Source organism: Nocardioides litoris (genome assembly GCF_006346315.1).
In the GTDB taxonomy this organism is placed as follows: Bacteria; Actinomycetota; Actinomycetes; order Propionibacteriales; family Nocardioidaceae; genus Nocardioides; species Nocardioides litoris.
Genome location: NZ_VDMR01000001.1, coordinates 849,133 through 860,923 on the forward strand (window position 1 = coordinate 849,133; position 11,791 = coordinate 860,923).

Below are 11,791 nucleotides of genomic sequence, written 5' to 3' on the forward strand. Positions count from 1 at the left end.
GCACGACCTCGTCACCCTGGCGCTGCGGGCGGCGCCGCGGGTCGCGTCGGTCGACCCCGGTGACGGCCCGCGACGGCCCGGTTCGGCCGACCCGGGACTCGCCGGGGCCAGCGCGACCACCTGCAGGCCGGCACGTCCTCGCCGGGGGCGAGCTACTCCTGCGCCTGCTCGGGGGCCTGCCGGCGGCGCCGCAGCACGACGGCGCGGCCCGCCACCCCGGCCGCGAGGACCGCGGCCCCGGCGACGACCGAGGCCCACGGCAGGAGGACGGCCAACCCCACGCAGCCGAGCAGCCCCACCAGGTTGACCACGCGGGGCCAGCGCCGCTGCTCGGCGGGCTGGCGGGCCGCCGCGGTGTTGGCGACGGCGTAGTAGACGAGGACCCCGAAGGAGGAGAAGCCGATCGCGCCCCGGAGGTCGGCGAGGAGGACCAGGAGGACGACGGCGGCCCCGACGGTCACCTGGGCGTGGTCGGGCACCCGGTGCACGGGGTGCACGGAGTCGAGCCACCCCGGCAGGTCGCGCTCGCGGGCCATGGCGAGCGTCGTGCGCCCGACCCCGGCGAGCAGGGCGAGCAGCGCCCCGAGGGACGCGGCGACCGCGCCGACCCGCACCACCGGCTCGGCCCAGGCTGCGCCCGCGGCCTCGACCGCGGCGGCCACGGGGGTCGCGCTGTCGGCCAGGCCCTCGCCGAGCGCCCGCAGCAGGACCAGCCCCACGGCGGCGTACAGGACGACGACCAGGCCGAGCGAGACGAGCACCGCGCGGTTCAGCGTCCCCGGTGAGCGGACCTCCTCGGCCAGGGTGGCGATCCGGGCGTAGCCCGCGAACGCGAAGAACAGCAGCCCGGCCGCCTGCAGCACGCCGAGCACTCCACCGGTCGTGGTCCACCGCTCGCTCGCCGGGGCGGCGTCGCCGGTGGCGGTGACCGCGAGCGCGACGGCCAGCGCGAGGAGGGTGGCGGTCAGGAGCACCTTGGCCACCGTGGCCGTGCGGGTGACGCCGCGGAGGTTGGCCGCCGTCAGCAGCAGCACCACCAGGACGGCCACCGCCCGGCGGGTCCACCCGCCGTCGGGCACGACGTACGCCGCCGCGGTCATCGCCATGGCCGCGCAGGAGGCGGTCTTGCCGACCACGAAGCCCCACCCGGCCACGAACCCCCACCACGGGCCGAGCACGACCCGGCCGAAGAGGTAGGTGCCGCCGGAGGCGGGGTGGTGGGTGGCGAGCTGGGCCGAGGCGACCGCGTTGCACAGCGCCACCGCGGCGGCGATGACGAGCGCGGCCAGCAGCCCGGCCCCGGCGGCCCGGGCAGCGGGCGCGAAGACCACGAAGACCCCGGCGCCCACCATCGCGCTGAGGCCGACGACCACCGCGTCGCCCGTCGTGAGGCGGCGGGCCAGGGCGGGGGAGCTCACGGCCCGGATGCTCCCAGGTGGAGGTGGCCGGGAGGTGGACGCACGACGCCCCGCCGTACCCGAGATGGACGGCGGGGCGTCGGTGGTGCAGGTGGTGCAGGTGGTGCGGGTCGAGCGGGTCGAGCGGGTCGAGCGGGTGGTTCAGCTGCCGTAGAGCGAGCGGACGCCCTGGGCGTCGGTGTAGCTGAACGACAGGTCGTCGGAGGAGCCGTTGCACTGGGGGTAGTGCATGATCGACGCCGAGTCGTAGCCGGTCAGCGGCCGCCAGTTGTTGTCCTCGAAGCACACGCCGCCGGCCTCGGGCCGGGTGTGCTCGTGGCGGAAGCCGAGGGTGTGGCCGAGCTCGTGGCCCAGGATGTTGGCCGGCGACCAGCCCGAGGTGGTCAGCGAGTCGTCGACGAGCACGTTGCGGCCCGACTTCGGGCTGCTGGGGAAGAACGCGCGGGCGATGTACTGCGAGGTCTGCACGGGCTCGACCGAGAACACGACGTTGTAGTTGCTGGTGGTGCAGCTGGCGTCGTTGGCGGAGCTGTAGACGAAGTTGATGCCGGAGGAGGCGTTCTCCCACAGCGCGGCGCCGGCGGCCATCGCGTTGACGACGGTCGACTTCCGGGTGCCGAAGTTGTTGCTCACGCAGTAGGTGAGGTTGCGGGCCTGGGTGGCGCTCCACTTGTCGTCGCGGCCGCCGGTGGTGTTGACGATGAGGCTCTGGCTGCTGGTGTCGCCGGAGCTGACCATGCGGTCGTAGAACGCGCGCAGCTCCTCGGTCGTGCGCAGCGCCTCGTCGCCGTTGACGATGTACTGGCCCAGCGGGTCGCGGTGGGTCGCGGCCTCGAACTCCTCGAACGACGGCGGCTGCGAGTTGGGCTTGGCGATCGAGCCGGTGCCGGAGTCGACGGCGCCCTGCGCGGCGGGGGAGGCCAGGAGGGCCGCGCAGGCCGTGGCTCCGGCGAGCAGGGCCGTGAGGGTGCGAGATCGGGACATGGGTGGTGCTCCTTCCGAGACGGTCCCGCCAACCTCTCCCGCGGGCAGGGGGAGCCGGTAGGGAGGTAACCCTCGACCTGACCCCACCTCGACCGCGTCCGGGGCGTCGGGGGCGATAGCGTGAGCCCTCCCGGGTCCGCTCCCACGCGGCCCTCCTCGACCCCCAGGAGCATCAGACGTGGCATCGATCGAAGCCGTCGGAGCCCGCGAGATCCTCGACTCGCGCGGCAACCCCACCGTCGAGGTCGAGGTGGCCCTCGACGACGGGGCGTTCGCCCGGGCCGCGGTGCCCAGCGGCGCGTCGACCGGCGCGTTCGAGGCCGTCGAGCTGCGCGACGGCGGCGAGCGCTACCTCGGCAAGGGCGTCGGCAACGCCGTCGACGCCGTGATCTCCCGGATCGCCCCGGCGATCGAGGGCATGACGGTCGACGACCAGCGGCTCGTCGACCAGGCGATGCTCGACCTCGACGGCACCCCCAACAAGGCCGAGCTCGGCGCCAACGCCATCCTCGGCGTCTCGCTGGCGGTCGCCCGCGCCGCGGCCGACTCCAGCGGCCTGCCGCTCTACCGCTACGTCGGCGGCCCCAACGCCCACGTGCTGCCGGTGCCGATGCTCAACATCCTCAACGGCGGCGCCCACGCCGACACCAACGTCGACGTGCAGGAGTTCATGATCGCGCCGATCGGCCTGCCGACGTTCCGCGAGGCCATCCGGGCGGGGGCCGAGGTCTACCACTCGCTCAAGTCGGTCCTCAAGGGCCGCGGCCTCTCGACCGGGGTCGGCGACGAGGGTGGCTTCGCGCCGAGCCTCGAGTCCAACCGGGCGGCGCTCGACCTGATCTCCGAGGCCATCGAGAAGGCCGGCTACCGCGTCGGCGACGACATCGCCCTGGCCCTCGACGTCGCCGCGTCGGAGTTCTGCGACGGCGGCACCTACACCTTCGAGGGCGCGCCGAAGACCGCGGCCGAGATGACTGCCTACTACGCCGAGCTCGTCGCGTCCTACCCGATCGTGTCGATCGAGGACCCGCTCGACGAGGACGACTGGGACGGCTGGAAGGCGATGACCGACCAGCTCGGCGGCCAGATCCAGATCGTGGGCGACGACCTGTTCGTCACCAACGTCGAGCGGCTGCAGCGCGGCATCGACGGCGGCAACGCCAACGCCCTGCTGGTCAAGGTCAACCAGATCGGCTCCCTCACCGAGACCCTCGACTCGGTCGAGCTGGCCCACCGCAACGGCTTCCGCTGCATGATGAGCCACCGCTCGGGCGAGACCGAGGACACCACGATCGCCGACCTCGCCGTGGCCACCAACTGCGGCCAGATCAAGTCCGGCGCCCCGGCCCGCAGCGACCGCACCGCCAAGTACAACCAGCTGCTGCGCATCGAGGAGGAGCTCGGCGACGCCGCCCGCTACGCCGGCGCCTCCGCTTTCCCGCGTTTCGCTCGCTGATCCGACGGCCCCGTGGGGGGAGGATGGTCCCCATGCCCTCCCCCCGCGACCGTCGTACGCCGGCCCGCCGGCCCCGGCCGCGCCCCGGTGGTCCCGGTCGCGGCGCCCGTGACCCGCGCACCGGCCGCCCCCAGCCCCGTGGCGGGTCGACGTCCCGGACCGGCGCCCCGAGCGCCGCGCGCCGACCGCGCCCACGCCTGACGAGCCGGGCCGCCGTGCTGGTCGTCGTCGTGGCCGTGCTCGTGGTCTCCTACGCCTCCTCCATGCGCGCCTACCTCGACCAGCGCGAGCAGCTGACCGCCGACGAGCGGGCCATCGCCGAGCGCAGCGCCAACATCGAGCGCATGGAGGACGAGGTGCGGCGCCACCAGACCCGCGCCTTCCGCGAGCAGCAGGGCCGCGAGCTCGGGTGGGTCTGGCCGGGCGAGACGCCGTACGCCGTCCTCGACGACGGCCAGCCGCTCGACGTCGAGTCCTCGCTGGGCGACCCGACCGAGATCGACCCTGCCGAGCCGGAGGCCTGGTGGGAGGGCGCCTGGGACTCGATGCGGGTGGCCGGCAACCCGCCGCGGCGCACCGACCCCCTGCCGCCCCCGGTCGTCAGCGACCCCGAGGGCGCGCCCACCGGTTCCCCGGAGGACGGCGAGTGATCGACCCCGCCGACGAGGCGGCCATCCACGCCCAGCTGGGGCGCCCGCCGCGCGCGATCCACGGCGTCGGCCACCGGTGTCCGTGCGGCAACCCCGACGTGGTGACGACCGAGCCCCGGCTGCCGGGCGGCGACCCGTTCCCGACCACCTTCTACCTCACCTGCCCCCGCGCGGCCTCGATGATCGGCACGCTCGAGGGCGGCGGGGTCATGAAGGAGATGCAGGCCCGCCTCGGCGAGGACCCCGAGCTCGCTGCCGGCTACCGCGCGGCGCACGAGGCCTACCTGGCCTTCCGGGCCACGCTGGGCGACGTGCCCGAGATCGAGGGCGTCTCGGCCGGCGGCATGCCCGACCGCGTCAAGTGCCTCCACGTCCTGGCCGGGCACGCGCTCGCAGCCGGGCCGGGCGTCAACCCGCTCGGCGACGAGGTGCTCGAGCGCCTGGGGGAGTGGTGGGCCTCGGGCCCGTGCGTCCCGCGGCCCGCCGAGGAGTGAGCGCGGCCCTCGCCGCGATCGACTGCGGCACCAACACCGTCAAGCTCCTCGTCCAGGACGGCGGCGGCGCCGACCTCGTGCGCACCGCGCGGATGGTCCGCCTCGGCCAGGACGTCGATCGCACCGGTCGCCTCGCCGAGGAGGCCCTGGACCGCACCTTCGCCGCCGTCGACGAGTACGCCGCCCTCCTGCGCGAGCACGCCGTCGACCCGGCCCGCACCCGCTTCTGCGCCACCTCGGCCACCCGCGACGCGGCCAACGCCGACGTCTTCCGCGCGGGGGTCCTCGCCCGGCTCGGGGTCGAGCCAGAGGTGCTGAGCGGGACCGAGGAGGCCGCGCTGGCCTTCGCCGGCGCGGTGCGGCACCTCGCCGTCGAGCCCGCCCTGCCGGTGCTCGTCGTCGACGTCGGTGGCGGGTCGACCGAGCTGGTGCTCGGCGAGTCGCTGTCCGCGGGGCCCTCGGCCGCGCACTCGATGGACGTCGGCTCGGTGCGCCTGCACGAGCGGCACGTCCGCTCCGACCCACCGACCGACGCCGAGGTGGCCGCCGTGCTCGCCGACGTCGACGCCGCCCTCGACGCCTGCCCCGTCGACCCCGCGGCGGCCGCGACGGTCGTCGGCGTCGCCGGCACCGTGACGACCCTGGCCGCCGGGGTGCTCGACCTGCCGGCGTACGACCGGGAGGCGATCGACCAGGCGGTGCTCGACGTCGACGCGGTGCATGCGCTGGTGGCCCGGCTGGTGTCGATGACCCGGGCCGAGCGGCTCGCCCTGCCCTGGATGCACCCCGGTCGCGCCGACGTCATCGGCGCCGGCGCCCTCGTGGTCGGCCGGGTGCTCGAACGCAGCGGCGCGTCGGCCCTGCTGGTCTCCGAGTCCGACATCCTCGACGGCATCGCATGGTCGATCCGGTAGCCCGCCTGGCCGCGCTCGACGAGCGGATCACCCGCTGCCGCCGGTGCCCCCGGCTGGTGCGGTGGCGCGAGCAGGTCGCCCGGGACAAGCGGGCGGCGTACGCCGATGAGGACTACTGGGGGCGCCCGGTGCCCGGCTTCGGCGTGGCCGAGCCGCGGCTGCTGGTCGTCGGGCTCGCCCCGGCGGCCCACGGCGCCAACCGGACCGGACGGATGTTCACCGGCGACCGGTCGGGCGACTGGCTGTTCGCCTCGATGCACCGCGTCGGGCTGGCCAACCAGCCCACCGCGACGAGCCGCGACGACGGCCTCGAGCTGCGGGCCACCCGCATCGTCTCCGCCGTGCGGTGCGCGCCGCCCGACAACAAGCCGACCACGCAGGAGAAGGAGCGCTGCTCGCACTGGCTCGACGCCGAGCTGCGGCTGCTCGCCCCGTCGGTCGAGGTGCTGGTCGCGCTCGGCTCGATCGGGTGGGACGCCGCCCTGGCGGCCTGTCGTCGCGCCGGGTGGGAGGTGCCGCGTCCCAAGCCGCGGTTCGGGCACGGCGCGTCCGCGACCTTGGTGGCGCCGCACGGGGAGGTGCTGCTGCTGGGCAGCTACCACCCCAGCCAGCAGAACACCTTCACGGGGCGGCTGACCGAGGACATGCTCGACGCGGTGCTCGGCCGGGCGGCCGCGCTCGTGCTGCGCTGAGCCTGGGATGATCGCGCGGTGAGCCTGCACGCCATCACCGTCCTCGGGCACGACCGGCCCGGCATCATCGCCGAGACCACCCGGCTCCTCGCGGGCCTCGGGATCAACCTCGAGGACTCCACGATGACCCTGCTGCGCGGCCACTTCGCGATGATGCTGGTCGGGGCCGGCGACGTCACCGACGCCCAGGTGCGTGAGGCCCTCGCACCGCTCGTCGCCGGCGACACCCTGTCGGTCACCGTCCGCGAGGTGCCGGCCGAGCACGGCTCGGGCGGGCAGCCTGCGGCCGGCTCGTCGTGGGTGCTGACCGTGCACGGCGGCGACCGTCCCGGCATCGTCTCGGCCGTCGTGGCCGAGGTCGCCCGGGTGGGCGGCAACATCACCGACCTCACCACCCGGCTGGCCGGCGACCTCTACCTCCTGGTGGCCGAGATCGAGCTGCCCGCCTCGGCCGACGAGGCCGCCCTCGACGCCGCCATCCGCGAGGTGGCCGCGGGGCTCGGCGTCGGCGCCACCCTGCGCCCGGCCGACCCCGACGAGCTGTGAGCGGCTCCGACCGGCTGCGCGCCTGGACCGAGGCCGAGCTCGGCGTCGCGGGCCGCGTGCTCGACGTCGTCCGTGCGCCCGACCCGGTCCTGTCGACCCCGGGCTTGGCGGTCGACCCGACCGACCCCGACGTCGTGCGCCTCGCGGCCGACCTGGTCGCCACCATGCGGGTCAGCCCCGGCTGCGTCGGCCTCGCCGCCCCGCAGGTCGGCGTGCCCGCGACCGTCTTCTGCGTCGACGTCACCGGGCACCCCAAGACCCGCACCCACCACGGCACGTTCGTGCTGTGCAACGCCGAGGTCGTCTCGTCCTCGCGCAACGAGCGGGCCCGGGAGGGCTGCATGAGCGTGCCCGACCTGACCGGCGACGTGCGGCGCGCCTCCCGCCTCGAGGTGACCGGCCTGCTCCCCGGCACCGGCGAGCGCGTGACGGTGGCCACCGACGCCTTCGAGGCCCGCGCCCTGCAGCACGAGGTCGACCACTGCGCGGGCCTGCTGTTCCTCGACCGGGTCGCCGGCGCGCACGCCGTCTACGCTCGCCAGACCTACCTGTAGGTCGCTCGGCCCCCGTATCCCAACTGGCAGAGGAAGCGCCCTTAAAAGGCGCTCAGTCTGGGTTCGAACCCCAGCGGGGGCACCCCGACCCGTCCTGGGCCGATCCGCGCGTTCTGCTGCGCTGTGATCGTGGCCACACCTACGGTCCGAGGAACCGGTCCAGTCCGGGGCCGGCCTGAGGGACGTCAGGAGAACACCATGAAGCTCAACCAGCTCACCCGCAGCCGGGTCGTGGCCGTCGTCGCCGGAGGCGCGGCCATCGCCGTGCTCGGCAGCTCCGTCGGCTACGCCGCCAACACGATCCGCTCCAGCGACATCGTCAACGGCACCATCCGCAGCGTCGACATCAAGAACGGCACGATCCAGACCGGCGACCTCACGGCGGGGGCGCGGGCCAAGCTGCAGGGCCAGCGCGGTCCGGCCGGCCCCCAGGGCCCGGCGGGTCCGGCCGGTGGCTCGACGACCGTGGTCGTGAAGGACCTCCAGGGCCTGTGGAAGGCCCGTGCCGCCGACACCGCCGGCGTCACCATGACCGGGGACGGCGTGCGGTTCGGTCCGTTCGCCAACGGTGGCGGCTGCACCACCCCCGGCGTGGACTTCGGGCGCCTCGACTTCAGCGGCCTGAACGGCAAGCCGCTCTCGAGCGTGACCAGCCTCGTCTACCACGCCCGCTACACCGCCACCAACGACACCGGTGGTGTCGGGTCGCCGACCATGCGGGTCTCGATCGACGACCCGACCACCGACGGTCCCGACCGTCTGACGTTCTCGCCCAACACCCAGCTCGACGGCGACTTCGCCGAGGGTGCCATGCACGAGTGGATCGTCACCTCGGGCACGGTGCGCCTTAACGACGACGCTGGGAGCGACCCCGCCGGGGAGAAGCCCTGGTCCGAGTACGTCGCCCAGCTCGGCTCGCGCCTGATCACCAACATCGACATCCTCAACGGGTGCCAGGCCGGGACCAACCTGACGGGCCTGGTCCGCAAGGTCGAGGTCAACGGCGTCACCTTCGCCTTCGGCGCCAACTGATCCGGACGACCGCAGCGAACGGCGGCCGGGGCGCGGGCCCCGGCCGCCGTCCGCTTGTCCTCAGGTCGACCTGAAGTGCCACGGTGGTGCCATGAGCGACCAGCACAGCCACCAGCACGGCCACCAGCACGGCCACCAGCACGGCCACCAGCACGGCCACGACCAGGAGCAGTCCGACGACCTGCGCCACATGTTCACCCGGGAGTTCTGGGACGAGCGCTACGCGACGTCGGAGCGGATCTGGTCGGGCAAGCCCAACCTCCGCTTCGCCGAGCAGGTCGCGGACCTGCCGCCGGGCGCGGCGCTCGACGTCGGCTGCGGGGAGGGCGCCGACGTCGTGTGGCTGGCCGCGCGGGGATGGACCGTCACCGGCTCCGACGTCTCGGGCGTCGCGCTCGAGCGGGCCGCCGCGCACGCGGCGGAGGAGGGCGTGGGGGAGCGGTGCTCGTGGCTGCGCGCCGACCTGTTCGAGCTGGACCCGCTGCCGACCGGGCTCGACCTGGTCACCGCCTCCTACGTCCACGTGCCGCCGGAGCTGTTCGCGTCGGCGTACGCCCACCTGGCGGCGTCGGTGGCACCCGGCGGACGGCTGCTCGTCCTGGGCCACCACCCCGACGACGTGCACACCGGGCTGCGCAACAGCGAGCTCTCGCACCTGCTGTTCACGCCCGAGGCGGTGACCGCGGTCCTCGACGCGGACGAGTGGGAGGTCGAGACCGCCGAGGTGGTCACCCGCGAGCACGTCACGGACGAGGTCTCGCACACCGTCAGCGACACTGTCGTCCGGGCCCGCCGCCTCGCTTGATGAGACCAGGATGAGACGGGGATGAGAGCTTGGCCAGACCCCTCCCCGAGGGGGAACGAACGGCCCCCCGACGGCGTTTGACCTGGCGAGGAGCCGTCTAGGATGAGGGTTCCGAGACAGGGTGGGCCGACAGACTGTCGGCCACCAGGCCTCCAAGGAGGAGACCATGCAGAGCAACAACCCGGTGTTCCGTCGTTCGGAGGAGTTCAGCCGGGCGGGCGCAGCGCCGCAGCAGACCCAGGCGTACGGCGGCTACGGCCAGCCCGCGCAGTGGGGCGTCGGCCAGCCCGGTGCCCTCGGCTACGACGACGTCCGTCCCGCCACCGGCTCCGGCCGGATGACGATCGACTCCGTCGTGCAGAAGACCGCCATCACCCTCGGCGTCATCGTCGTCGGCGCGATGGCGACCTGGATCCTCACCCCCGAGATCCGTTCCTACAGCAACCTGTCGGGCATCTACGCCCTCGTCGCGGTCGGCAGCCTCGGTGCCTTCGCGCTGTCGATGGTCAACTCGTTCAAGCGCGTGGTGAGCCCCGCCCTGGTGCTCGCCTTCGCCGCCTTCGAGGGCGTCGCGCTCGGCGCGATCAGCAAGATGTTCAACGCCTACATCGGCGACGGCATCGTGATGGGCGCCGTCATCGGCACGATGGCCGCGTTCGCCGGCACGCTCGCGGCCTACAAGGTCCTCAACATCCGCGTCGGCCAGAAGTTCCGCCTCTTCGTCATGGCGGCGGTCTTCGCGATGCTCGGCCTCAGCCTGATGGAGCTCGTGCTGAGCCTGTTCGGCGCCCAGATCGGCCTGTTCGGCCTCGGCGGTCTCGGCGCCGTGACCGCGGTCATCGGCATCGTGCTCGGTGTGTTCATGCTCATCCTCGACTTCGACTTCGTCGAGCAGGGCATCCGCAACGGGCTGCCGGAGCGCGAGTCGTGGCGGGCGTCGTTCGCCATGGCCGTGAGCCTGGTCTGGATCTACACCAACCTGCTCCGCCTGCTGGCGATCCTCAACCAGGACTGATCGCCGCTCGCACAGCCACCTGGCAGACGGGCCGCCCCGCCCCGACGTCGGCGCGTCACCGAAGGCCCCGGACCTCTGGTCCGGGGCCTTCCTCGTGCCCGCTCGCCGCGGACCCTGGGGGCGTCACGCGGAGTGGTGGCCGGGGCGACCGGGTCGTACGACGTGCCGCCCCGGACCAGCGGGCGGAGACGACGTCAGCCGGCGGCTTCCTCGAGCTCGGGGGCGGCGGCCTCGGACTGCGGGCGGCGGCGGCGGTGGCGCAGCTCGACCCAGCGGCCGCGGACGCCGTGACGCGCGCCGCCGACCTCGGTGCCGCCGAGCTCGGTGCCGGGCTCGTTGACCGCGGCGGCCGCGGCCTGGCCGACGGGCAGGACGCCCTCGCCGCGGTGGGACTCGGGGTGGGTCTCGTCGTCGGGGGCGAGGCCGAGGGCGGCGAGCGTGGAGGGGAGCAGGATGCGCACGAGGGCGCGGTAGCCCTCGGCGGAGGGGTGGAACTGGTCGGGCCCGAAGAGCAGCGCCGGCGTCGCGGAGAACTCCGGTCCGAGGATCGAGCCGAGCGAGACCGTGCGCCCGCCCTCGGCGATCACCGCGATGGTCTGCGCGGCGGCGAGCCGGCGCGACCAGGCGCGCACGACCTGCTTCAGCGGCGGGGCGATGGGCTTGATCGTGCCGAGGTCGGGGCAGGTGCCGACGACGACGTCGACGCCGGCGGCCCGCAGCCGCCGCACGCCCTCGGAGAGGTGGCGCACCGACTCCGACGGCATCTGCACGTGGGTGACGTCGTTGGCGCCGATGAGGATGACCGCGAGGTGGGGCTCGATGGGCAGCGCGCGGTCGATCTGCCCGCCGAGGTCGGCCGAGATCGCGCCGACCTTGCAGAACTCGCGGAGGTAGACCCGGCGGTCACCCTGGGCGGCCACGCCGCTGGCCAGCAGCGCACCGGGGGTCTCCTCGACCAGGTCGACGCCGTACCCCGCGGCGCTGGAGTCACCGAACAGCGCGATCTTCACCGCCGGGCCGGGCCGGCCGCGGCCGTACCACCCGGTGGCGTCGGGGACGGGGTCGGGCAGCGGGTCGCCGATGGTGCGTCGGGCGAGGCGGGCCTCGGCCCGCAGCACGCCGTAGAGGCCGGCCCCGACGAGCGAGAGCCCACCCCCGCCGTACGCCGCCGCCGAGGCCAGCTTGCGCGCTGCCCCGGCTGTCCCCATGTCGGAATCCTAGTGAGCGGCCG

The 11,791-nt window shown here is 74.4% G+C and carries 13 protein-coding genes and 1 tRNA gene; 11 read left to right on the forward strand and 3 right to left on the reverse strand.

Features of this window, described 5'->3' with window-relative positions; translation table 11 throughout:
• Window positions 1-152: 152 nt before the first annotated feature.
• Window positions 153-1,418, reverse strand: coding sequence for an APC family permease (locus tag FJQ57_RS04160; protein ID WP_139977932.1), 1,266 nt, complete (start codon window positions 1,416-1,418; stop codon window positions 153-155).
• A 141-nt stretch (window positions 1,419-1,559) separates the two neighbouring features.
• Entirely contained in the window at window positions 1,560-2,402 is an 843-nt protein-coding gene (locus tag FJQ57_RS04165; RefSeq protein WP_139977933.1) for a matrixin family metalloprotease, read from the reverse strand.
• 178 nt (window positions 2,403-2,580) lie between these two features.
• Between FJQ57_RS04165 and eno the strand changes: the two genes are divergently transcribed.
• From eno to FJQ57_RS04220, 11 genes are all read left to right on the forward strand, one after another.
• Window positions 2,581-3,858, forward strand: coding sequence for a phosphopyruvate hydratase (gene eno / locus FJQ57_RS04170; protein ID WP_139977934.1), 1,278 nt, complete (start codon window positions 2,581-2,583; stop codon window positions 3,856-3,858).
• A 32-nt stretch (window positions 3,859-3,890) separates the two neighbouring features.
• The gene (locus FJQ57_RS04175) at window positions 3,891-4,508 is read left to right on the forward strand and encodes an FtsB family cell division protein (RefSeq protein WP_139977935.1); all 618 of its coding nucleotides are present in this window, start codon (window positions 3,891-3,893) and stop codon (window positions 4,506-4,508) included.
• Window positions 4,505-5,002, forward strand: coding sequence for a DUF501 domain-containing protein (locus tag FJQ57_RS04180; RefSeq protein ID WP_139977936.1), 498 nt, complete (start codon window positions 4,505-4,507; stop codon window positions 5,000-5,002). The genes FJQ57_RS04175 and FJQ57_RS04180 overlap by 4 nt, the downstream gene beginning before the upstream one ends.
• The gene (locus FJQ57_RS04185; protein WP_139977937.1) at window positions 4,999-5,916 is read left to right on the forward strand and encodes a Ppx/GppA phosphatase family protein; all 918 of its coding nucleotides are present in this window, start codon (window positions 4,999-5,001) and stop codon (window positions 5,914-5,916) included. The genes FJQ57_RS04180 and FJQ57_RS04185 overlap by 4 nt, the downstream gene beginning before the upstream one ends.
• The gene (locus FJQ57_RS04190) at window positions 5,901-6,608 is read left to right on the forward strand and encodes a uracil-DNA glycosylase (RefSeq protein ID WP_139977938.1); all 708 of its coding nucleotides are present in this window, start codon (window positions 5,901-5,903) and stop codon (window positions 6,606-6,608) included. The genes FJQ57_RS04185 and FJQ57_RS04190 overlap by 16 nt, the downstream gene beginning before the upstream one ends.
• 18 nt (window positions 6,609-6,626) lie before the next feature.
• On the forward strand, window positions 6,627-7,154 hold the full coding sequence (locus FJQ57_RS04195) for a glycine cleavage system transcriptional repressor (RefSeq protein ID WP_139977939.1): 528 nt from the start codon (window positions 6,627-6,629) through the stop codon (window positions 7,152-7,154).
• Entirely contained in the window at window positions 7,151-7,708 is a 558-nt protein-coding gene (locus FJQ57_RS04200; RefSeq protein ID WP_139977940.1) for a peptide deformylase, read from the forward strand. The genes FJQ57_RS04195 and FJQ57_RS04200 overlap by 4 nt, the downstream gene beginning before the upstream one ends.
• 8 nt (window positions 7,709-7,716) lie before the next feature.
• Window positions 7,717-7,790: transfer RNA gene (locus tag FJQ57_RS04205), tRNA-Leu, on the forward strand.
• A 116-nt stretch (window positions 7,791-7,906) separates the two neighbouring features.
• Window positions 7,907-8,740 carry a hypothetical protein gene (locus FJQ57_RS04210; protein ID WP_139977941.1) on the forward strand — a complete coding sequence of 278 codons (834 nt, stop codon included), beginning with the start codon at window positions 7,907-7,909 and terminating at the stop codon, window positions 8,738-8,740.
• A gap of 91 nt (window positions 8,741-8,831) precedes the next feature.
• Window positions 8,832-9,545 (forward strand): class I SAM-dependent methyltransferase, encoded by a 714-nt coding sequence (locus FJQ57_RS04215; protein ID WP_211348739.1) that lies wholly within the window; start codon window positions 8,832-8,834, stop codon window positions 9,543-9,545.
• A gap of 121 nt (window positions 9,546-9,666) precedes the next feature.
• Complete coding sequence (locus tag FJQ57_RS04220; RefSeq protein WP_246081577.1) at window positions 9,667-10,560, forward strand: Bax inhibitor-1/YccA family protein; 894 nt, start codon at window positions 9,667-9,669, stop codon at window positions 10,558-10,560.
• Between the two features lie 194 nt (window positions 10,561-10,754).
• On the opposite strand, the gene FJQ57_RS04225 is transcribed toward FJQ57_RS04220, so the two are convergent.
• Window positions 10,755-11,768, reverse strand: coding sequence for an SGNH/GDSL hydrolase family protein (locus FJQ57_RS04225; RefSeq protein WP_139977942.1), 1,014 nt, complete (start codon window positions 11,766-11,768; stop codon window positions 10,755-10,757).
• Window positions 11,769-11,791 lie beyond the last annotated feature (23 nt).

Bases quoted from the DNA above. Each gene is read 5' to 3' on its own strand.
- FJQ57_RS04210 (WP_139977941.1), top strand. From the start codon at position 7,907: ATGAAGCTCAACCAGCTCACCCGCAGCCGGGTCGTGGCCGTCGTCGCC.
- FJQ57_RS04225 (WP_139977942.1), bottom strand. From the start codon at position 11,768: ATGGGGACAGCCGGGGCAGCGCGCAAGCTGGCCTCGGCGGCGGCGTAC.
- FJQ57_RS04215 (WP_211348739.1), top strand. From the start codon at position 8,832: ATGAGCGACCAGCACAGCCACCAGCACGGCCACCAGCACGGCCACCAG.
- FJQ57_RS04190 (WP_139977938.1), top strand. From the start codon at position 5,901: ATGGTCGATCCGGTAGCCCGCCTGGCCGCGCTCGACGAGCGGATCACC.
- FJQ57_RS04175 (WP_139977935.1), top strand. From the start codon at position 3,891: ATGCCCTCCCCCCGCGACCGTCGTACGCCGGCCCGCCGGCCCCGGCCG.
- FJQ57_RS04165 (WP_139977933.1), bottom strand. From the start codon at position 2,402: ATGTCCCGATCTCGCACCCTCACGGCCCTGCTCGCCGGAGCCACGGCC.